We start from the raw sequence: 21,601 nt of genomic DNA, 5'->3' as shown, positions 1-21,601 counted from the left end.
GGGACTGGCCACACCCCGCCGTTCTTTTTAGATTCCGGAGTAGTTGATGAGTATTGACCTGAGTGGTTTGTCCGCCAAAGAGCTGGGCGCCCTGATCAAGAACGCCAAGAAGCAGCAGACCATCGTCGCAAAGCGTCCGGCCCTCACCAAGGTCCGGGCCCAGTTGAGCAAGCTGGCCAAGGCCAACGGCTACACCCTTGAAGAAGTGGCGGGCGTTGCGGCCCCCACCCGCGGCCGCGCCGGCAAGGCGACCAAGGCCGCGCCGGCCAAGCCGGTTCGCGTGCTTGGCAAGGTTGCCCCGAAGTACCGCAACCCGGCCAATCCCAAGGAAACCTGGACCGGTCGTGGCAAGCAGCCGCGCTGGCTGGCCGCGCACACCACCAAGGGCAAGAAGCTGGAAGATTTCCTGATCAAGAAGTAAGCGGCGCGCCGATGGCGCACGCATTGAAAACGCCGGCAACATGCCGGCGTTTTTTTGTTTCAGAAACTCACAGATTCTTTCGCGCCGGGAACAGCAGGTTGCCAAACAGCAACCCCGCCACCAGCGCCATCACCACATTCAACACGGTCATCAGCACCACCTGCCCCGCGCCCATGTCCTGCTGCTGCACCAGGGTCAGCACCCCGCGCAGGCTGGTACTGCCCGGCACCAGCATGATGATGCCCGGCAGCCGGATGATCGCCCCCGGGCGCTGCACCAGCCGCCCGAACAGATTACCCGCCGCGGTCATCACCATCGCCGACATGAAAATCCCTGCCGGCATACCCCATGCCTGCCCGGCGAATTTTGAAATCGCATACCCGGCCACCGACGCGGCAATCACCCACGGATAATCGCGACGGCTGGCCTTGAACAGCATCGCGAACGCGAATGCCGCCAGCAGCAGCGCGCTCCATTCCACCCACGCATCCTGCGGTCGCGACGCGCGCACCAGCGGGTCCAGGCCGAAAATGCCCGACAGCGTCACCGCGATCACCGCACCCACGGTCAGTTTCAGAATGGTGGTGATCGCACCGGCGAAACGCGCCGTGCCCGATACCCAGTGCTGGCTGGCCAGTTCATTCACCGCGTTGGTCAGCGACATGCCGGGCAGCATCACCACCAGCGAGGCGATGATCACCGTATTGAGGTTCAGCGCGCCCACGAACGAAGCCACCAGCGCCGCAACGGTACCGGCCAGCAATGCGGCCAATGCCTCGCTCGCCTCGCGGCTGGCCGGGCGACGGTCGGTGATCAGCGTCATCAGGCCGATCAGCAGCCCGATCACGCCGGCCGTGGCGATATCCAGCCAGGGCAGCTTCCACAGCCCCGCCACGCCGGCCGCGCCCAGGCTGTAGGACAGGATCATGCGGATCTTGCCGCGCCGGCCGGGGTCCTTGTCCAGTTGCCGCAGTGCGGTGTGGCCCTGGGCGATGCTCATGGTGCCGTTGGCCACCGCGTCGGTGATCTGGTCGGCAATGCTGAGTTTGTGCAGGTCGTTTTCGCCCGGTGCCAGCCGGATCACGCGCGTGATGTCCGACGAACCGATCGCTTTGGTCGGGTCGCTGAAGCTCAGGATCAACCCGGTCGGATTCGACCAGGGCTCGCAGTCCAGGTCCAGCCGCTGCGCCAGCGCCACTACCGCGGCCTCCAGCCGCTGGGCGGTGGTGCCGTAGCTGTGCAGCCGCCCGGCGATTTCGGACACGAAAGCCACCCGCTGTGCGTAGGTGGCCGGAGGGGTTGCAATGGCGGGTGCGTCGGCAGACATGCGGCGTAGTATTACCCGCATCCGAGGAGCCGGCCAGCGGCCGGCACTACGGGGTCTACACGTAGACAGGTTATGCTGCGTGGAGACGCCATGACGCCCGACAACGCCCCCCACCTCGAACAGGATCCACAGGACCCCGGCAAGATCCTCTTGTCTGGCCAGTGGACGTTGCGCACCGCGCTGGATGCGGCCGAAGTCCTGCGCGCCGGGCCGGAAAAGGTCACCGGGATCGACGCCAGCGGCATCACCCAGCTGGACTCGGCCGGCGTGCTGCAGGTGCTGCGCGTGGCCCATCGCGCCGACCTCGGCGAAGACGCACTCACCTTCCGCGAAGAACACCGCGCGCTGGTCTGCACCATTGAAGAGGTCGCCGACGACCGCCCCAAGGCCAAGCGCGACTTCGGCGTGCTGGCCGCACTCGAGCGCCTCGGCGTCAGCGTGCATGCCACCGGACACAACATCGTGGCGCTGGCCAGCTTCCTCGGCGAGAACCTGGTCAAGGCCGGGCGCCTGATCCGCGAACCGCGTCGTTTCCGGCTCACCTCGACCGTGCACCACATGGAGCAGGTCGGCCTGGACGCGGTGCCGCTGGTGGCGCTGCTGTCCTACCTGGTCGGCGCGGTGATCGCGTTCCTTGGCTCGACCATCCTGCGCGACTTCGGCGCCGAAATTTACGTGGTGGAACTGGTCAGCATCGCCTTCCTGCGCGAATTCGCCGTGCTGCTCACCGCCATCGTGCTGGCCGGCCGCACCGCCAGCGCGTTCACCGCGCAGATCGGCTCGATGAAGGCGCGCGAGGAGATCGACGCGATCCAGACCCTCGGCCTGGACCCGGTCGACCTGCTGGTGCTGCCGCGCCTGATCGCGCTGCTCATCACCCTGCCGCTGCTGACCTTCATCGCGATGATCGCCGGCCTGGCCGGCGGCGTCACCGTCGGCGCGTTCGACCTGGACATCCCGCCGCAGATGTACCTGGCGCGCCTGCACGACACCATCGAAGTGCGGCACATGCTGGTGGGCCTGGCCAAAGCGCCGGTGTTCGCCGCGGTGATCGGCCTGATCGGCTGCCTGGAAGGCCTCAAGGTGGAAGGCACCGCGCAGTCGGTCGGCGAGCGCACCACGTCCAGCGTGGTGCAGACCATCTCGCTGGTGATCATCATCGACGCGTTCGCCGCGTTGTGGTTCATGCACATGGACTGGTGATGACGACCACGGCCGCCCCTGAACAAGACACCCGCACCGAACTGGCCGACGAGCAAGGGCTGGCGATCCGCGTGCGCGGGCTCACCAACCGCTTCGGCAGCCAGGTCGTGCACGACGGGCTGGACCTGGACGTGCGCCGCGGCGAGATCCTCGGCGTGGTCGGCGGCTCGGGTACCGGCAAGTCGGTGCTGATGCGCAGCATCCTCGGCCTGCGCCATCCCGACGAAGGCCAGATCGAAGTGCTCGGCGTGGACGCACGTTCGGACAACCGCGCCGACCGCCTGCACATCGAACGCAACACCGGCGTACTGTTCCAGGACGGCGCGCTGTTCTCCTCGATGACCGTCGGCGAGAACGTGCAGGTGCCGCTGAAGGAACACCACGGCGAGCTGCCCGAGCGCTGGCATTACGAGCTGGCCCTGCTCAAGGTGAAACTGGCCGGCCTGCCCGCCGATGCGATCAACAAGCTGCCCTCGCAGCTGTCCGGCGGCATGCGCAAGCGCGCCGGCCTGGCCCGTGCGCTGGCGCTGGACCCGCCCCTGCTGTTCCTGGATGAACCCACTGCCGGGCTCGACCCGATCGGCGCGGCCGCCTTCGACCGCCTGATCAAGACCCTGCAGGAAGCGCTGGGCCTGACCGTGATGCTGATCACCCACGACCTGGACACGCTGTATGCGATCTGCGACCGCGTGGCGGTACTGGCCGACCGCAAGGTGATCGCCAACGCCCCGTTGCACGAGATCGAACAACTGGACCATCCGTGGATCCAGGAATATTTCCACGGACCGCGCGCGCGTGCTGCACGCGACGCAAAGCAGAAGAGCGAGTAAGCCATGGAAACCAAAGCCAATTACGTACTGATCGGCGCCTTCACCATCATCGTCGGGCTGGCACTGCTGGCGTTCGGGTTGTGGGCGGCCAAGTACTCCTCCGACCGCACCTGGACCGAATATCGCGTGGTGTTCCGCGAGGCCGTCACCGGCCTCTCCGTGGGCAGCCCGGTGCAGTACAACGGCATCGCGGTCGGCTCGATCACCGAACTCAACCTGGTGCCGGACGACCCGCGCCAGGTGGTGGCCCGCATCCGCCTGAACTCCAACACGCCGGTCAAGACCGACACCCGCGCCAAGCTGGCCATCACCAGCCTGACCGGTCCCTCGATCATCCAGCTCAGCGGCGGCACCCCGCAGGCGCAGGCGCTGACCGCGGTGAACCGCGACCCGGCCCCGATCATTCCGACCACGCCTTCGGCGCTGCAGAACATCACCGACGTGGCCAACCGCATCGTCGAGCGCATGGACCAGGTGCTGAGCGACCGCAACGTGGCCAGCATCAACGCCACCCTGGCCAATCTGGAGACCATCAGCGGCGGCCTGGCCGACCGCGACCAGGGCACCCAGGCACTGCTGATGAGCGCGCGTGACGCCGCGCGCAGCCTGGACGACACGCTCAAGACCACCAACGGCACCATCAAGCGCCTGGACACCAACCTGGTGCAGCAGCTGCCGCCGATCCTGGACAAGCTGGAAACCACCCTGACCAAGCTCGACTCGGCGGCCGGCAGTGCCGATTCCATCCTTGGCGAGAACCGGGCGGCGATCAACAGCTTCGCCAACGACGGCCTGGCCCAGCTCGGCCCGACCCTGACCGAACTGCGCGGACTGATCCGCGACCTGCGCCGGGTCAGCGACAAACTGGACAACAACCCGGCCCGCTACCTGCTCGGCCGTGACGCGCCGAAGGAGTTCGAACCCAAATGAGCCGCATGCCGCTTCTTCCCGCCTCCCTACCCCGCCTGCTGCTGCCGGCGGCACTGATGATCGCGCTGGGCGCCTGCTCCTCGTTGCTGGGCGGCGGCGAGCGCAGCCAGGTCACCATCTATTCGCCGGTGGTGCGCGTGCAGCCCGACCCGTCGTGGCCGAAGGTCGACTGGGCGCTGGTGCTGGTCAAGCCGACCGCTGCACGCGTGGTCGACAGCCCGCGCATCAACGTGCGCCCGAACCCCGGCGAGCTGGAGGTCTACAAGGGTGTGAGCTGGGCGCAGCCCGCCACCGACATGGTGGACGACGCACTGGTGCGCGCCTTCGAGGATTCCGGCCGCATTACCGGGGTGGCGCGCGCCACTACTGGTATCCGCGCCGACTACAAGCTGGCGCTGGATGTACGACGGTTCGAGTCGGACTACCGGGGCCAGGCGACGCCGACCGCGCTGATCGAGATCAACGCCAAGCTGATCCATGTGATTGACCAGCGGGTTGTTGCCGATCGGACGTTCCGGCAGGAACAGCCGGTGGGGAGCACGGCGACCGGTGACGTGGCGCATGCGCTGGAGAAGGGGTTGGAGGAAGTGACCCGTGAGCTGGTGGGTTGGACGTTGGTGACCGGGCAGAATGACAGCAAGACGGCGACGGTGATTCCCTCACGCCTGCGCTGACTGCGTCACGCACATCGAGGGTGTAAGGCCGATCATCGGTAGAGCCACGCCCTGCGTGGCTGGAACGGCCCGTACACCGCGCAGCCACGCTACAAATGCATGCTACGGGTGATGCGTCCCTTTCCGGGCGCGTGGCGACGCGTTCATCTCAATGGCGCACACTGGTCAAGCGGCGCGGCGTGGCTCTACCGGTTGATCCACCGGAACGTGAGGTTGATGCGCTCGGCCAAAGGCCGCGCGCTCTTCGGCAACGCATGCTGATAGAACGACTGCGTCCGCCCTCCCATGATCAACAGATCGCCATGACCCAACGTCACCTCGGCTTTGCGCGTGTGATCATCCCGCCGCCGCAGCAGGAACCGGCGCGCAGCACCCAGGCTCAATGACGCAATCACCGGCGTAGGCCCAAGCTCCGGCTCATTGTCGCTATGCCACCCCATCCCGTCATCGTTATCCCGGTAACAGTTCAGCAGCACGCTGTTGAATGCCTGCCCGCAGAACTCGCCCAACGCGTCTCGCAACGGCACCAGCGCCGGATGCCACGCATGCGGCACGAAGTCCGTACCCGAATACCGGTAGCGCGCCGCCGGATCCCCCATCCAGCAACTCAGCCGCGGCGAATCCACCTGCCGGCCAAACATCCTGATCTTGTGCACCTCCCACGGCACCTCCCCGCGCAGCTGGCGCTGCAGCGCGTCGGCGGCAGGCGTAGCCAGCCAATGGCGGTGCCAGTGCACCTGGGCGTCGGGAAGGTGGAGATCCATGGTCAAACGCTAGCACGGCGGGGACTCACTCAGCTCAGCCGGAAATCCCACTGGTAGGGTCGGTTCCCAAACGACCGCACGGAGACCCGCAACGCCCGGTAACGCATGGACCTCAATCGAAACAACCCCACCCCGCGCGACCACCGCTACGCCCCGCACACCCCACCCGCCTACAATGGCCCCCTTTCCCCTACTCGCGACCAGCGGCCCCCACCCCGCCGCCCACAGCCAGAGACCCCGAATGAGAAGTCATGACAGCACCAAGCGCATCCTGGTCACCGGCGGTGCGGGTTTCCTCGGCTCGCACCTGATCGAGCGCCTGCTCGGCCAGGGCCACGAAGTGGTCTGCGCGGACAACCTGTTCACCGGCACCAAGCGCAACATCGCGCACCTGCTGGGCAACCCGCACTTCGAATTCCTGCGCCACGACGTCACCTTCCCGCTGTATATCGAAGTGGACGAGATCTGGAACCTGGCCTGCCCCGCCTCGCCGGTGCATTACAGCCATGACCCGGTGCAGACCACCAAGACCTCGGTCCATGGCGCGATCAACCTGCTGGGACTGGCCAAGCGGCTGGACTGCCGGATCTTCCAGGCGTCCACCAGCGAGGTCTATGGCGACCCGAGCGTGCACCCGCAGCGCGAGGAATACTGGGGCAACGTGAACCCGATCGGCCCGCGCTCCTGCTATGACGAAGGCAAACGCTGTGCGGAGACGTTGTTCTTCGATTACCACCGCCAGCATGGGCTGGACATCAAGGTGGCGCGCATCTTCAACACGTATGGTCCGCGCATGCACCCGAATGATGGGCGCGTGGTGTCGAACTTCATCGTGCAGGCGTTGCGCGGCGAGAACATCACCATCTACGGCGAGGGGCAGCAGACGCGTTCGTTCTGCTATGTGGATGACCTGATTGAAGGGTTCATCCGGTTGATGGCCACCGATAAGGACTTCACCGGCCCGGTCAACCTGGGCAACCCGGCCGAGATGACCATTCGCGAGCTGGCCGAGGCGGTGATTGCGTTGACCAATTCGGGCTCGAAGCTGGTGTTCAAACCGTTGCCGCAGGATGACCCGATGCAGCGCCAGCCGGATATCACCTTGGCGAAGAGCAAGCTGGGTGGTTGGGAGCCGCAGGTGAAGCTGGAGGATGGGCTTCGACGGACGATTGCGTATTTTGATGGGTTGTTGAGCGCCTGACAGATCGCTCCGTTCGGGCGTCATGCGTTCCCGGGCGATGCATCGGTACGTGCGGTCGTTTGGGAACCGACCCTACCGCACCTCGTTGCGTTCAAATAGCCTGCACTTCACTTGCACTGGTAGGTGACGTCCTGGCGGCTGTGTCGGAACGGGTCGGTCAGGTCGTCTGAGTACTTGCCCAGCAGCAGGCGCTGTTTGGGCAGGAAGTGTTGGCGGTAGAAACGGCTCATCGCGGCTACGCGACGCCCCTTGTCGGTGAGTAGCACGCAGCCGTTGCTGATCTGGATGGTGCCCGAGCTTTCCTGTTCGGTCAGGCGAACGTCTACCAGCCGGTGTTCCACCATGTATTCCTTGGTGAACACATCCTGGAAGGCATCCTGGCGGATGCCGCCACCGCGCTGGTCCAGCTTCTCCAGGATGTAGAACGACAGCGAGCGGTCGATCACGGTCGGCACTGAAATGGCGAAGGCATAGCCGCCCAGCAGCCATACCGCCACCAGCAAAACCTTCTCGGTCAGGGTGAAGCGGCGCAGCGCGGGTACCAGCAGCAACAGGCCGGTGAGCACCGCCGCGAGCAACGCATCGCCGATGGCCGCGTAGAACACCACGTCGACGCTGAAGAAGCGCACATGCAGGAAGTGGATGCCCAGCAGCAGCACCACGTAGACGGCGGTGAGCAGCAGTGCGTTGCGCAGGGTTTTCATGGTTTGAACACCAGCAGGCGATTGCCGAGGAACGAGAGGATGAACTGGATGATGCTGATCAGCACGAAGCCGATCCGGTAATCGAACTTGAACAGGTCCGACCATAGCGCCATCAGGCCGCCATTGATCAGCGCGATGGCGGCATAGAGCAGCACGAACCGCCACAGCTGGCCGCCGGCACGGGCCTGGGTGGCGGCGAATACGAAGTAGCGATTGCCGAGGAAGGACGACACGATGGCCACTGCCGCTGCCAGCAGGTTGGCAACGCCCTTGGAAGGCACGTGCACCACCTCCACCAGCAGCGTCAGCACCGCGAAGTGCACGCCGGTGGCTACCAGCCCGTTGATGACGTACCGCAGCAGCTGGCGGAAATCAGCGCGGCGCGACATCGGCGGTGACTTCGGTGACGCCCGCCAGGTACTCGCGGTAGGCACCCGGCTTCTGGATGGTGCCGCGCACGATCCCGCTCAGCATCAGCGTCATCAGGGTCAGCGTGCCGGTCTGCAGGAACACCAGGAACAACACGCCCAGCGCCATCGAGAACCAGCCCGGTGTGGCATAACCGGCCAGCTTGAGCAGGGTGGCCACCACGGCCAGTACGATGGAGGCCGAGGACACCAGCACGCACATCAGGCCTACCCGGACCAGCACATCTTCGGCGAACACCATCAGCGCGCGGAACCCATGCAGCGTGAGCCCCACGAAGTTCATCTTGCTCTGCCCGGCGTAGCGCGGGCCCCGGTCGATCGGGCACACCGCCAGGCGTAGCTTGCTGGCAATGAGGCCGGCGGCCACATGGGTCCAGACCTCGTGCATCGCGTTGAGGCGGTGCAGCGCACTGACCTTGATCGCCATGAAGTTGCCGAAGCTGATGGTGCGCCCGGTGAGCAGCTGGAAGATGAACTTGTAGACCACGTAGAACGCGCGGAAGCGCAGCGTTTCCACCCGGCTCTTGCGCCGCGCCACGGCCACGTCGACATTCTCGTCGCGGGTCGCTTCCAGCAGCGTGGCGATGGTCTCGGGCAGATCCTCGCCGTCCGAGTCCATTACGATCACCCGCTGCGCGTCCGGCAGGTTTTCCTCTACATAGCCCAGCCCGACCGCGATGGCCTTCTGGTGGCCGACATTGCGGCGCAGCTTCAGCACCACCCCGCTCACCCCGGAGCTGGACAGCTGGAACGGCTGCACCGGTTCGCGGATCGAGCCGTCGTCCACCGCCACCACGTAGACACGGTCGCCGTACAGGCGCGCCAGCTCGGTGAACAAGCGGGTCGAGGCCACATGGTCTTCGTAGACCGGGGTGACCACCACGAACGATTCGTTGGGCTCAAGCATTCCGTTCTCCTGCACGCTGGCGCGGGGCCGCCTGTTTCCACTGGTCCAGCAGCACCAGGACGCCGTACATCAACAGCAACTGTACCGGCAGCGCCACGCGCTTGGCACTGGTGGCCAGGTGCCAGACCAGGTCGTGCGGGGTGCTCAGGTACACCGCAAACAGGACGCCGAAGTAGGCCAGAGCGACCGCCAGCGCGGCCCGGGCGGCCGGCACGCGCCACATGCGCGCCCACAGTGCCAGCAGCAGCACCAGCGGGACCCACGCGGCACTGCGCAGCAGGGCCTTCAGGATCAGCACGCTCTGGGTCAGGTCGGGCAGGCGCGCCAGCAGCTGCCCCTTCAGATCGCTCTGGGCCAGGTCGTTGCCCAGATCCGCACCGGCCACAGCCAGCTTCCAAGCCACCAGCGGGACCATCGACAGGGCGAAGGCGGCCAGGAGGGCCCAAGGGATGCGTCGGTCGCGCAGCAGCACGGTGGCGACGGCGACCAGCCCCACCAGGATCGCCAGCACCGCGCCTTCGTTCTTGATCAGGGTCAGCACCGCCGACAGTGCCGCATAGGCAGCAAGGTTGAACCACTGACCCTCGGCCCCGACCCGGCGCGGCTGGATCGCCACGGCCAGCGCTGCCACGGCGTAGACCGCCAGGAAGGCGTCCATATAGCCGTCAACCAGATAGCGCCCGCCTACTTCCAGCACCGCCACCGCGAACAGGCCCGCCACCCACCACGTACGCAGGCTGCGCGCGATCAGCAGCAGCGGCGGCAGCAGCAGGAGCGTGGCGGCCGCCTTGGGGAAGATCTCGTTCCAGTGCCCTACCACCTTGGCCGCGGTGGCCGACCACAGCGGCATCAGCGAGGGGTAGTCGTTGTGGCTGAAGATCGCGTAGTTATCCAGCTGGGCGTACAGCGAGTTCTCCAGGTAGATGCGCTTGGCGTGCAGCATCCAGATCGAGCGCGGGTCCCATTCGTCGGTGGGGCTGCCCAGCGCGAGGACCAGCAGTACGGCGACAATGCCCACCATCCAGGCCGCCCGCCCGTCGCGAAGGGCCAGCAGCGACCACACCGCACAGGCCAGCACGGCGATGAAGGCGATCTGGGCCGGCAGCCCTACCCAGCCAAACGCAGCGAAGGCATAGCAGAGCAGCACGCCGGCCAGCATGCCCAGAGCGGCGCGCGCGCCACCGTCAGTGGCAGTCAACGAGAACAATGCGCTCACTCCTTGAGATTTCAGTGCAGTTCGGCTGCTGCGGGCCGGGGGTGCGCCAGAGCATCAGGCCCTTATCGCCCCAATGAACGCGGCGGGGGTACAGCCCGTCCCACAGGCGCTCGCGCACCAGCGGGTCTTCCCAGAGGCCAGATGCCAGCGCAACCGGCACGCTGGGGTCGCCGTGGCGGGCGAGCAACTCGCGGGCTTCGACCACCTCGGGCGGCACCGACTCCTTCCACCCTGCACCGGCATCAAAGGCCTGGCGCAACAGCGAGCTGTCGAAATGGATGTCCTTGGCGATGCCGCGCAGCCCCACCAGCAGAAGCGCGCCTGTCAACAGGCCGACCAGCCAGCGTTGCAGTACGGAGGAGGTTCCCTTCCCGGGTTTGATCACGGCAGCGTTCCAGGTTCAGCCAAGCCGGAAATTCTAGCATTGGCCCGATGGCGCCTCTTCGCCATCCTTGGGGCGGGGGCCGGGTAGGGTCGGTCCCCAGACGACCGCACGTAATCCTCCAACGTCCGGTAACGCATGACCCCTGATCGAAACATCGCCCACATCGCGCGATGAAGAGATTTTGGTGCCAAAACTGCCAGCTCGGATCTCCCTGCGGTCCACTCGAAATCCCGGCAAAAACCCTAACTGCCAACTCCATTCCACTTCGTTACCCCCACGCCCCGCAACGCTTTCAGGGCTGTCCGGGCCCAGAACGTCACTTCCATTGATAGCGTCAACTGAGGCGCGGGACTCAACAGAAACAATCTACTGGAGGTATCGTTGCTTCGTTCTCATGGTGTGCCCAAGAGTTTGAAAGCTCCGCTACAGCATATCGGTCCTCTCTATGTCGGGAGGGCGACGAAATAAAAAACCCTTCAGGGGAATACGTCGCACCGTCTGCTGTAGCACGGCTTTCAACCTCCCGACTCCCCCGCCGCCCCGGCGGGGGAAATACCTTGGAGAGCCACCATGTATTCTAGTGACAACGATGCGCCCACCAGTCACCCCACCCGCCCCAGCCTTGGCTGGCACAAACCCAAGCGCGTGATCGTCGGATCGCTCATTTATCAACATCACAGGCCCCAGCCCGGTGAGCCGATCGTCCCCTGCATCAAACTGCGCGGCATGTGGATGGCTGAGGCGGGCATCTCGCCAGGGACGCGATTGACCGTGGAGATATTTGACGGCGCCATCCTGCTGCGTGCGGCGGAACCGGCGGTGTCGGTGCAGCTTCGGCCGATCAGGCGGCGGATCGGGCGGGTGCATTCCGGGCGTTGAGGCGTTCCAGCGACGCAGGGCGTCGCTCTACCCGGGGCGACGCCGTCTGCGTGGCGTACTTCCGCACCCTTCCCGCGCGGAAGTACGAAGTTGGTGCCATTACCGTCACCTGCATCTCCGCCGAAGCCGGCGCGGTTTTCCTTAGAAATTCCTGTTCCCCCAGCACAGCCGCTGATGGCGACACCCTTTGCTCACAAGGCTTTCCCACTCCGTCCGGGCCTCCCGCCTGGCATCCACAGTTCGCCTCCAGGCATGAAAGAGCGCGACCGGAAACCAGCCGGTGTTGGTACCGTCTCGCGCTTCTCTTGGTGTGGTGTTGGAGGGCATGACGTTGAGCCTTCGCCGTTACGTGGTCGCGGCCCATCGTTCGATTGCCCGGCATGGCGGCGGCGCTGCCGGCGTCTGGTCAGTTGTCCGACGTGCATTCAGGGTCGTTCGGGCCATGGGCCTGGTCGGCCTCATTGGCCGCTTGCGCTCTGCCAGCAGGATACAAACGCCGGTAGTCGACACGTTCGACGCGCCGACGCTACCGGATCCCGTGGCCCTGCGCGATTTCAACCTTCGGGTCGGCGTCATGGCGCACGTTTACTACCCCGACCTGGTTGAGGAATTCGCGGCAGCACTGTGCCTGCTGCCGGTGCCGTATGCCCTCCTTGTGTCGGTGGTGGACGCGGAGGCAGAAGAACGGGTCCGTCGGAATTTTTCCACCCTGCCGAACGTTACTACGCTGCTTGTGAAGCGCGTCGAGAACCGTGGCCGCGACATCGCACCCATGTTGGTCACGTTCCATGATGAGATCCTGGCTCTGGACCTGATTGGACACGTCCACACGAAGAAGTCGCTCTATACCGGCAGCGAACAAGAGGAATGGCGACGCTACCTGATGCGAAGCCTGTTCGGCTCACCTGAACGCCTGGCGTGGATTCTCGGCATGTTCCAGGCCGACGCGAAGCTGGGAATGGTCTATCCGGAGAGCTACGCTGGCATCCCGTTGTGGGCCCATACCCTGCTGAGCAACGCCGATCAATGCGAAACGCTTGCCCACCGCATGGGCATCGCCATGGATCGGCAACGGTATCTCGACTTCCCCGCAGGCTCGATGTTCTGGGCACGCGTCTCAGCGCTGCGCCCGCTTTACGACCTGCGCCTGCGCTTGGAGGAGTTCCCAGTCGAACAGGGCCAGATCGACGGCACACTGCAGCATGCAGTTGAACGCATACTGGGGATCGTGACCCGCCAACAGGGATACCGACTGGGCATTCTTCCGACAGATGGGCGCCTTGCGCTGACGGTAGAAGGGGAACGAAATGCTGCGTCCGCACTGGAAACAAGTGTTTTCGAGCGACTGCAGATGGCATCACTGGAGGCAGATCGCGTCACTGTGGACGTGTTCGACACGTTGACCACCCGCGCTTTTCTGACACCGGCGGCCGCACGCGAGCATCTGGGGTGGCGGCTGAATCGGCACTTCGGAATCGAGCGCTTCACTGAACATCGCGAGGATGCCGAAGCAACGCTGCGTGCACGACTGGCTCGCGATCCAGAACTCTCGGAGATTCATGTTCTGCTGGCGCAGCGGCTCAGGCACCCCGATCTGGATGCGTCTTCGCTTGCAGATCTTGAGCGTGAGCATGAGCGGGCTTTACTACAACCCCGCACGGGGGTTCTGACGGCGCTGAAACGCCTTGGAGTTCAGCCTCTGACTGCTTTTTCGGATATGTACCTTTCAAGTAGTGACATGCAGGAGGTACTGCCTGCAGCCGTGGTCCGCGACATCGGTCATTGGCTTGTATCCTGCGAGACTGGAAGCCGAAGAGACTGCATCTCGACCTGGAAACAGCTCGCGTCCGAACAAAAGGGCGCGGGAAGTCGATGGCTCCACGTGGGCGACAATGAGCATTCCGACGTTCAGCTGCCGCAGCAGGCGGGGTTGCCCGCACCGACGCACGTACTGCGACCTTCTGCCTTATTCGACATCATTCCAGGCCTGCGGGTTCTTCGTCATCCGCAGGGTATGCACGCGCCTTGGCAGGAGCAACTCTGGCGTGGCCTACTCGCCAACCGATTCGCAGCCATTGCTGATACAACACCTCGTCATCTGACGGGCGCACCGACACTTGATGCCGCAACGCTGGGCTACGTGGTGCTTGGCCCCCTGGTGCTCGACTTCCTGCTGGCCGCGATCGACCTCGCCCGGGACAAAGGGGTTGCCACGCTGCTGTTTCTGAGCCGTGAGGGCTACCTGCTGCAGCGGGCCTTCGCCCGTCTACAGGATTTCCACGTTAGGGCAAGGGAGCTCACCGGACGCTATTTCCTAGCCTCCCGGCGTGGCACCCTGCTCCCTTCGTTATTCGATGAGCAGGATATGGTGCGGGTTGTTGAGGGAAGCTTCAATGGATCATTCGACGCATTATTGACCGCGCGGCTGGGCGATGAGGCTGGGAGGCTGGTTCAGGTACATGCACCCGCTCGCGCTGCACAGGATGTATATCTCCCCGAGATGTCCGACGAGGTAGCGCGTTGGCTGGCACCTGCGCTGCCAGAACTGCTGAGCCTGGCAAAAGAACAGCGCGAGGCTTACAAGGTGTACCACCACGCGAACGTCGGCGACTCCACTTCGATGCTTGTGGATATCGGCTATGCGGGCAGTATTCAGCGCAACCTCGCGCGGGCGCTGGAAGCGGATATGGGAGGTTATTACATGGCTCTGCGCAACGGTCCTTTGGCAGTGCCTGACAGCGGCTGGGCCCTTGCGCGATATGCTGATGGGCGGGGCGTGGGGGACGAGCCTGCATCAAGTATCCTGACAAATGACCTGCTGCTGGAGGCGCTCCTGACCGCCCCTGAGGGGCAATTCAGCGGCTTCGCCTGCGACAACTCGTCCCCGCCCCAGCCGCGCTTCGGTCCCGTCGAGCTGCCCGCCCAAGGCATTGAGGTTCTGGCCGACGTTCACGCCGGTGCTTTGGAGTTCATTGACCATATCTGCGCTGCACTGGGCGAGGACATTTCCGAGCTGACGTTCGATCCCGCAGGTGTACAAATTCCATTGCGGAGTATTGGCAGCGGACGGTGGGACGCACGCGGGCCACTCGCCATGCTCGCCACCAAAGACTACTTTACGGGGCGTGGTACGGTTTCTGCGGGCCAGCCGCTCTAGATCCCAACGCCGCATGGGCGGCTGGAACATCACTACTACCCTGCTTTCGATGATGCCTTTGCTGGAGGAGTAAGCTCGCCCGCGCGACTGACATGCCCCGCCCGGTTGCCGCCGTACGTTCAAACCCCGAGAATGGGGTCATTAACGACACGCCGGAACCTCCATGCCTGCTGCTGTGCCCGCTCTGCCCGGGGTCTGCCGTTCATGACCACCTTCAGCGTGCGCCTGCGTTCAGCAGTTTACCTGGCGCTGCGAGCCGGCTTCCGAGCGCTGCCCTTGTCTGACGGACAGCGCGACCGGTTGAGGGCGCGGTTCCTTGACCGGCACGGCGATTGGGTGCCTCCACCGCCACGTGGCCAGGTGGATGGCTCCGGCAAGAGCGCCGGACGCCCGCTGTTCCGTGCAGATGAACCGGCCATCGGCCATGTGCCGTTCCGGGCCGAGGACTTGCCAGCCGCGTTGCCAGCAACCCTGGTGGCGTTCTACCTCCCCCAGTTCCACCCCATCGAACAGAACGATGCGTGGTGGGGCAAGGGCTTCACCGAATGGCGCAACGTCACCCGCGCCCTGCCCCAGTTCGAAGGCCACGTGCAGCCGCGGCTGCCGGCCGATCTAGGATTCTATGACCTGCGCAACCCGCAGATCATGCGCGAGCAGGCAGCGTTGGCGCAGGAATACGGCATCGGCGCATTCTGCTTCTACTACTACTGGTTCAGCGGCAACACGTTGCTGGAGTCGCCGCTGCGCCAGTGGCTGGCCGACGACAGCATCGAAATGCCGTTCTGCCTGTGCTGGGCCAATGAGAACTGGGCACGGCGATGGGACGGGCGCAGCGAAGACATCCTGATCGGTCAGCAGCACAGCGCCGAAGATGATCTTGCCTTCATCGCACATGTAGCGGATTACCTGCGTGACCGCCGTGCCCTGAAGGTGGACGGCAAGCCGATGCTGCTGGTTTATCGCCCGCATCTGCTACCGGATGCACGCGCAACCGCGCAGCGCTGGCGCCAGTGGTGCCGGGAGAACGATATCGGAGAAATCCATCTGGCGTACGTCCAGGGCTTCGAGCGTCCGGACCCGCGCGAGATTGATTTCGACGCAGCGGTAGAGTTCCCGCCGAACATGAGCAACCCGCGTTCGCTCACCGCAAACCAGTACCTGATCAATCCTGAGTTTCAGGGCGACGTGCGCGATTGGCGCGAGCTGGCCAGCGAAATCGGCGGCCGGGCGTTGCCGGACTACCCGCTCTATCCGGGCGTGAACCCAGGCTGGGACAACGAGGCACGCCGCTCCGGTCGTGGCCGCGTGTACCTGCATGCGTCGCCACGCGGCTACTGCGACTGGCTTTCGAAGACGATCCACCAGCGCTTGGCAACGGTAGATCCAGCGAGGCGATTGGTCTTCATCAACGCCTGGAACGAATGGGCGGAAGGTGCAGTGCTGGAACCGGATTCCCGATTGGGCCATGCCTGGCTGGAAGCCACCCGGAAGGCACTACGCGCGCCGGTGCCCCCGCCTATGCCAACTCGGCCATGTGTGGTGATCCATGCGTGGTACCTGGACATACTCACCGAGCTCCTCGCCGATCTGCGCGCTGCGGAGCTGCCGTGGCGCATCGTCATTTCCACGACTGCCGACAAGTACGACGCAGTTGGACAGGCGGTGAGGGCGGCAGGGATGGAGGCGGAGATCGAGGTGCATCCCAACCACGGTCGCGACATCCTGCCATTCCTCCAGATCGCCGAGCGTTTGTACGAAGAAGGCGAACAGGTGGTGCTCAAACTGCACACCAAACGCTCTACCCACCGCAGCGATGGCGAAGACTGGCGCAGGGAGCTGACCGGACGCCTGCTCGATCCGGACCGGGCCGGGCTGATATTCAGTGCGTTCGTGCATGACCCGGACCTTGGGTTGGTGGCACCCGAGGGCCACGTGCAGCGACTGGACTATTACTGGGGCGCGAACGAGCGCAACGTCGGTGCGCTGCTGGCGCGGATGGGGTTGCCCCCGGCAGACGTCAGCCGCGATACGTTCGTGGCCGGCAGCATGTTCTGGGTCCGGCTATCCTCACTGCGCCCGCTATTGGACGCGCACCTTCAACCATCGCTGTTCGAGCCCGAAGACGGTCAGGTGGATGGTACCCAGGCACACGCCGTGGAGCGCGTCGTCTCACTGGTAGTCCGCCATGCGGGCGCGAACGAGCAAACCGCAGCAACCGTGCTTGGGCTGCCGTTCGACGACGGACAGCCCTATCAGTACGCCCGCAAGGGGTGAGCCACGAACCGGATCAGTTGAAGCTGACGCCGGTCTTTTCCTTCAGTTCTTCATCGCTCACGCCCGGCGCCGCTTCTACCAGCTTCAAGCCCGCGTCGGTCACATCGAACACGGCCAGATCGGTGATGATCCGATCCACCACACCCACGCCGGTCAGCGGCAGGGTGCATTCGGCCAGGATCTTGTGCTCGCCGTTTTTTGCGGTGTGCTCCATCAGCACCACCACGCGCTGCACGCCGGCCACCAGGTCCATGGCGCCGCCCATGCCCTTGACCATCTTGCCGGGGACCATCCAATTGGCCAGGTCGCCCTTGTCGGTCACCTGCATGGCGCCGAGGATCGCCAGGTTGACGTGGCCGCCGCGGATCATCGCGAAGCTGTCGTGGCTGCCGAAGTAGCTGGCACCGGCACGCGCGGTGACGGTCTGCTTGCCGGCGTTGATCAGGTCGGCGTCCACTTCCGCTTCCGTCGGGAACGGGCCAATGCCGAGCAGGCCATTCTCCGACTGCAGCCACACGTCCACGCCTTCGGGAATATGGTTCGCCACCAGGGTTGGCAGGCCAATACCCAGGTTCACATAGGCGCCGTCGGTGAGTTCGCGGGCGGCGCGCTGCGCCATTTCATCGCGGGTCCATGCCATCTCAGTTGCCCTCCGCACGCACGGTGCGCTGTTCGATGCGTTTTTCGGGAGTCGGGTTGTGCACGATGCGGTGCACGTAGATGCCCGGCAGGTGCACCTGGTCCGGGTCGATGCTGCCCACCGGCACCACTTCTTCCACTTCCACCACGCATAGCTTGCCGGCCATGGCGCAGGCCGGGTTGAAGTTTCGGGCGGTCTTGCGGAACACCAAGTTGCCGGCCTCGTCGGCCTTCCACGCCTTGACCAGCGCCACGTCCGCGCGCAACGCGGTTTCCATCACATAGTGCTTGCCGTCGAACTCGCGGGTTTCCTTGCCCTCGGCCACCACGGTGCCGTAGCCGGTGGCGGTAAAGAACGCCGGAATTCCCGCACCGCCGGCGCGCAGGCGCTCGGCCAGGGTGCCCTGCGGGTTGAACTCCAGCTGCAGTTCACCGGCCAGGTATTGGCGCTCGAACTCCTTGTTCTCGCCCACGTAGGACGAAATCATCTTGCTGATCTGGCGGGTTTCCAGCAGCTGGCCCAGGCCGAAGCCGTCCACGCCGGCGTTGTTGGAAATCACCGTCAGGTCCTTTACCCCGGTGTCGCGCAGCGCGGCGATCAGCGCTTCGGGAATGCCGCACAGGCCGAAACCGCCGACCGCCAGGGTCTGGCCGTCGGCCACCGCGCCCTGCAGCGCCTCGGCGGCACTGGCGTAGCGCTTGCCGCGCCGGCCGTTGTCTGGGGACTTGCTCATCTACGCCCTCACCTCGTTGATGTAAGCCGCCATTGTATCCATTGGCAGGGGTAGCCCCGGCTAAACGGCCGATTCGGGCTGAAAACGCTTCCCATACACGGCACCAGCTAAACTCGCCTACTGACTTCGAAAGGACACCCGATGACCCTCCCCGCATTCAAGGCATACGACATCCGCGGCCGCGTGCCGGACGAGCTGAACGAAGACATGGCGCGCCGGATCGGCGTGGCCCTGGCCGCCCAACTGGCGCCGGGCACCGTCGTTGTCGGCCATGACGTGCGCCTGACCAGCCCCGGCCTGCAGGACGCACTGGCTGCCGGCCTGCGCGGTGCGGGGCGCGAGGTGCTGGACATCGGGCTGTGCGGCACAGAGGAGGTCTACTTCCAGGTGGACCACCTGAAGGCCGCCGGCGGGGTGATGGTCACCGCCAGCCACAATCCGATGGACTACAACGGCATGAAGCTGGTCAAGGAGCAGGCCCGGCCGATCAGCTCGGATACCGGCCTGTTCGCCATCTCCGATGCTGTTGAGGCAGACACCGCGTCCCCGGCTGAACCCAAGGCCGGCATCCAGTCGCACCCGGACAAGTCGGCGTACATCGAGCACCTGCTGAGCTACGTTGATCGCAGCTCGCTGAAGCCGCTGAAGCTGGTGGTCAACGCCGGCAACGGCGGCGCGGGTGCCATCGTGGACCTGCTGGCGCCGCACCTCCCGTTCGAGTTCGTCCGCATCGCGCACGAGCCGGACGGCAGCTTCCCGAACGGCATTCCGAACCCGCTGCTGGTCGAGAACCGCGAGCTCACCGCGAAGGCGGTGCTTGAGCACGGTGCGGACTTCGGGATCGCCTGGGACGGCGACTTCGACCGCTGCTTCTTCTTCGACCATACCGGCCGCTTCATCGAGGGCTACTACCTGGTCGGTCTGCTGGCCAAGGCGATCCTGGCGCGGCAGCCGGGCGGCAAGATCGTGCACGATCCGCGCCTGCTCTGGAACACCGTGGAAATGGTCGAAGAGGCCGGTGGCCAGGCGGTGCTGTGCAAGAGCGGGCATGCCTTCATCAAGGAAAAGATGCGCGACGAAGATGCCGTGTATGGCGGTGAAATGAGCGCGCACCATTACTTCCGCGAGTTCGCCTACGCCGACTCGGGCATGATTCCGTGGCTGCTGATCGCCGCGCTGGTCTCCGAGTCCGGCCTTTCGCTGGCCGAGCTGGTGGAAGAGCGCATGCAGAAGTTCCCGTGCAGCGGCGAGATCAACTTCAAGGTCAGCGACGCCAAGCTGGCCGTAGCGCGGGTGATGGAACACTTCGCTTCGCACGGGCCCACGCTGGACCACACCGACGGCATCAGTGCCGACTTCGGCGAGTGGCGCTTCAACCTGCGCAGCTCCAATACGGAGCCGCTGCTTCGCTTGAACGTGGAAGCGCGCGGCGATGCCGCCCTGCTGCAGCAGCGCACCGACGAAATCTCCCAGTTGCTCAAGGCATCCTGAGGCGCAGCCCGATGAACGACATTCTTCCGGTGATCCTGTCTGGCGGCTCCGGCACGCGCCTTTGGCCGCTGTCGCGCGAGGCCTATCCGAAGCAGTTCCTCGCACTGGCCGGCGAGCAGACCATGCTGCAGGCCACCTGGGAGCGCGTGGCGCCCATCGCCGGGCGACCGCCGCTGGTCGTTGCCAACGAGGAACATCGCTTCGTGGCCGCCGAACAGCTGCAGCAGCTCGGTGTGCAGCCGCAGGCCATCCTGCTGGAGCCGGTCGGGCGCAACACCGCCCCGGCCATTGCCGTGGCCGCGCTGGAAGCCACGCTGGAGGAAGGCGACCCGGTGCTGCTGGTGCTGCCGTCGGACCATGTGATTGCCGATGAGGAAGCCTTCCGGGCGGCGGTTCTCAGTGCACTGCCGGCCGCGCGCGAGGGCAAGCTGGTCACTTTCGGTATCGTGCCGACCGGGCCGGAGACCGGCTATGGCTACATCAAGGCGTCATCAGGCGGTGCCGTCCGTGCGGTCGACCGCTTTGTCGAAAAGCCGGATGCGGAGACCGCCCTTCAGTACGTGCAGTCCGGCGAGTACTTCTGGAACAGCGGCATGTTCCTGTTCAAGGCCTCACGCTACCTGGCCGAGCTGGAGCGCCTGCATCCGGAGATGCTGGCTGCCAGTCGCAATGCCTGGCAGCTGGCGCGCCGCGATACCGACTTCACCCGCCTGGACAAGGACGCGTTTGCGGCGGTGCCGGCCGACTCCATCGACTACGCGGTGATGGAGAAGACCAACGACGCCGTGGTGGTGCCGCTGGATGCCGGCTGGAACGACGTGGGCTCCTGGACCGCGCTGCGCGACGTGTCGGCACAGGATGCCGATGGCAACGCACACCACGGCGACGTGATCGCCATCGACTGCCGCAATACCTATGCCTACGGCGAGCGCCTGATCGCGCTGGTCGGGCTGGACGATGTGATCGTGGTCGAGACGGACGACGCCGTGATGGTCGGCCGCAGCGACCGCATGCAGGAGATCAAGCAGGTGGTGGCCAAGCTCAAGGCCGATGCGCGACCCGAAGCCACCTGGCACCGCAAGGTTTATCGCCCGTGGGGCGCCTACGACTCCATCGACAATGGCGAGCGCTTCCAGGTGAAGCGGATCACGGTGAAGCCGGGCGGCACGCTCAGCCTGCAAATGCACCACCACCGTGCCGAGCACTGGGTGGTGGTGAGCGGAACCGCCGAAGTTACGCGCGGTGATGAGGTAATCCTGCTGGGTGAAAACCAGAGCACCTACATTCCGCTGGGCGTGACCCACCGGCTGCGCAACCCGGGCAAGCTGCCGCTGGAGCTCATCGAGGTGCAGTCCGGCAGTTACCTGGGCGAGGATGACATCGTGCGGTTTGAGGATACGTACGGGCGAAGCTGAAAGAAGAAGGGCCGGTCATTGA

At 65.1% G+C, this 21,601-nt stretch carries 19 protein-coding genes and 1 pseudogene; 11 read left to right on the top strand and 9 right to left on the bottom strand.

The window, feature by feature from the left end; genetic code table 11:
• Positions 1-46: 46 nt before the first annotated feature.
• Positions 47-418: pseudogene (locus PDM28_RS03040) on the top strand (H-NS histone family protein); the annotation flags it as partial.
• A gap of 70 nt (positions 419-488) precedes the next feature.
• Here PDM28_RS03040 and PDM28_RS03035 read toward each other — a convergent pair.
• Positions 489-1,748: a threonine/serine exporter family protein gene (locus PDM28_RS03035; protein WP_311183789.1), complete on the bottom strand. Its 1,260-nt coding sequence runs from the start codon at positions 1,746-1,748 to the stop codon at positions 489-491.
• A 90-nt stretch (positions 1,749-1,838) separates the two neighbouring features.
• Between PDM28_RS03035 and PDM28_RS03030 the strand changes: the two genes are divergently transcribed.
• From PDM28_RS03030 to PDM28_RS03015, 4 genes are read left to right on the top strand one after another with little or no spacing between them, the layout of a single operon-like run.
• Complete coding sequence (locus PDM28_RS03030; RefSeq protein WP_311183788.1) at positions 1,839-2,951, top strand: ABC transporter permease; 1,113 nt, start codon at positions 1,839-1,841, stop codon at positions 2,949-2,951.
• Entirely contained in the window at positions 2,951-3,781 is an 831-nt protein-coding gene (locus PDM28_RS03025; protein ID WP_311183787.1) for an ABC transporter ATP-binding protein, read from the top strand. The genes PDM28_RS03030 and PDM28_RS03025 overlap by 1 nt, the downstream gene beginning before the upstream one ends.
• A gap of 3 nt (positions 3,782-3,784) precedes the next feature.
• Positions 3,785-4,711, top strand: coding sequence for an MlaD family protein (locus PDM28_RS03020; RefSeq protein ID WP_102946335.1), 927 nt, complete (start codon positions 3,785-3,787; stop codon positions 4,709-4,711).
• Positions 4,708-5,385 carry an ABC-type transport auxiliary lipoprotein family protein gene (locus tag PDM28_RS03015; RefSeq protein ID WP_102946334.1) on the top strand — a complete coding sequence of 226 codons (678 nt, stop codon included), beginning with the start codon at positions 4,708-4,710 and terminating at the stop codon, positions 5,383-5,385. Before PDM28_RS03020 ends, PDM28_RS03015 begins: the two co-directional genes overlap by 4 nt.
• Before the next feature lie 185 nt (positions 5,386-5,570).
• On the opposite strand, the gene PDM28_RS03010 is transcribed toward PDM28_RS03015, so the two are convergent.
• Complete coding sequence (locus PDM28_RS03010; protein WP_311183786.1) at positions 5,571-6,149, bottom strand: alpha-ketoglutarate-dependent dioxygenase AlkB family protein; 579 nt, start codon at positions 6,147-6,149, stop codon at positions 5,571-5,573.
• A gap of 241 nt (positions 6,150-6,390) precedes the next feature.
• Between PDM28_RS03010 and PDM28_RS03005 the strand changes: the two genes are divergently transcribed.
• On the top strand, positions 6,391-7,350 hold the full coding sequence (locus PDM28_RS03005; protein WP_102946332.1) for a UDP-glucuronic acid decarboxylase family protein: 960 nt from the start codon (positions 6,391-6,393) through the stop codon (positions 7,348-7,350).
• Between the two features lie 107 nt (positions 7,351-7,457).
• Here the strand turns inward: PDM28_RS03005 and PDM28_RS03000 are convergent, their stop codons facing one another.
• From PDM28_RS03000 to PDM28_RS02980, 5 genes are read right to left on the bottom strand one after another with little or no spacing between them, the layout of a single operon-like run.
• Positions 7,458-8,054 (bottom strand): hypothetical protein, encoded by a 597-nt coding sequence (locus PDM28_RS03000; RefSeq protein WP_311183785.1) that lies wholly within the window; start codon positions 8,052-8,054, stop codon positions 7,458-7,460.
• Positions 8,051-8,443, bottom strand: a complete 393-nt coding sequence (locus PDM28_RS02995) for a GtrA family protein (protein ID WP_311183784.1) — start codon at positions 8,441-8,443, stop codon at positions 8,051-8,053. The genes PDM28_RS03000 and PDM28_RS02995 overlap by 4 nt, the downstream gene beginning before the upstream one ends.
• Complete coding sequence (locus tag PDM28_RS02990; protein WP_311183783.1) at positions 8,427-9,389, bottom strand: glycosyltransferase; 963 nt, start codon at positions 9,387-9,389, stop codon at positions 8,427-8,429. The genes PDM28_RS02995 and PDM28_RS02990 overlap by 17 nt, the downstream gene beginning before the upstream one ends.
• Positions 9,382-10,596 (bottom strand): hypothetical protein, encoded by a 1,215-nt coding sequence (locus PDM28_RS02985; protein ID WP_311183782.1) that lies wholly within the window; start codon positions 10,594-10,596, stop codon positions 9,382-9,384. Before PDM28_RS02985 ends, PDM28_RS02990 begins: the two co-directional genes overlap by 8 nt.
• Positions 10,574-10,990 (bottom strand): hypothetical protein, encoded by a 417-nt coding sequence (locus PDM28_RS02980; protein WP_311183781.1) that lies wholly within the window; start codon positions 10,988-10,990, stop codon positions 10,574-10,576. The genes PDM28_RS02985 and PDM28_RS02980 overlap by 23 nt, the downstream gene beginning before the upstream one ends.
• Before the next feature lie 570 nt (positions 10,991-11,560).
• Between PDM28_RS02980 and PDM28_RS02975 the strand changes: the two genes are divergently transcribed.
• The 3 genes from PDM28_RS02975 (at position 11,561) to PDM28_RS02965 (ending at position 17,300) form a co-directional block, all read left to right on the top strand.
• Positions 11,561-11,869 (top strand): SymE family type I addiction module toxin, encoded by a 309-nt coding sequence (locus PDM28_RS02975; protein WP_311183780.1) that lies wholly within the window; start codon positions 11,561-11,563, stop codon positions 11,867-11,869.
• A 325-nt stretch (positions 11,870-12,194) separates the two neighbouring features.
• Positions 12,195-15,026 carry a rhamnan synthesis F family protein gene (locus PDM28_RS02970; RefSeq protein ID WP_311183779.1) on the top strand — a complete coding sequence of 944 codons (2,832 nt, stop codon included), beginning with the start codon at positions 12,195-12,197 and terminating at the stop codon, positions 15,024-15,026.
• Between the two features lie 204 nt (positions 15,027-15,230).
• Positions 15,231-17,300, top strand: a complete 2,070-nt coding sequence (locus tag PDM28_RS02965; protein WP_311183778.1) for a glycoside hydrolase family 99-like domain-containing protein — start codon at positions 15,231-15,233, stop codon at positions 17,298-17,300.
• Between the two features lie 13 nt (positions 17,301-17,313).
• Here PDM28_RS02965 and PDM28_RS02960 read toward each other — a convergent pair whose 3' ends face one another.
• Both PDM28_RS02960 and PDM28_RS02955 read right to left on the bottom strand, forming a co-directional pair.
• Positions 17,314-17,940, bottom strand: coding sequence for a CoA transferase subunit B (locus tag PDM28_RS02960; protein ID WP_311183777.1), 627 nt, complete (start codon positions 17,938-17,940; stop codon positions 17,314-17,316).
• A 1-nt stretch (position 17,941) separates the two neighbouring features.
• Positions 17,942-18,673, bottom strand: a complete 732-nt coding sequence (locus PDM28_RS02955; protein WP_070207018.1) for a CoA transferase subunit A — start codon at positions 18,671-18,673, stop codon at positions 17,942-17,944.
• Between the two features lie 141 nt (positions 18,674-18,814).
• Between PDM28_RS02955 and PDM28_RS02950 the strand changes: the two genes are divergently transcribed.
• Together PDM28_RS02950 and PDM28_RS02945 are read left to right on the top strand one after the other, a co-directional pair.
• On the top strand, positions 18,815-20,164 hold the full coding sequence (locus PDM28_RS02950; protein ID WP_311183776.1) for a phosphohexomutase domain-containing protein: 1,350 nt from the start codon (positions 18,815-18,817) through the stop codon (positions 20,162-20,164).
• Positions 20,165-20,175: 11 nt separating this feature from the next.
• Positions 20,176-21,579 (top strand): mannose-1-phosphate guanylyltransferase/mannose-6-phosphate isomerase, encoded by a 1,404-nt coding sequence (locus tag PDM28_RS02945; RefSeq protein ID WP_311183775.1) that lies wholly within the window; start codon positions 20,176-20,178, stop codon positions 21,577-21,579.
• The last annotated feature ends 22 nt before the right edge of the window (positions 21,580-21,601 follow it).

It is taken from the genome of Stenotrophomonas aracearum (genome assembly GCF_031834615.1).
GTDB lineage: Bacteria > Pseudomonadota > Gammaproteobacteria > Xanthomonadales > Xanthomonadaceae > Stenotrophomonas > Stenotrophomonas aracearum.
The sequence above is the reverse complement of the archived record's forward strand: the minus strand, read 5'-3'. Positions and strand labels throughout refer to the sequence as shown.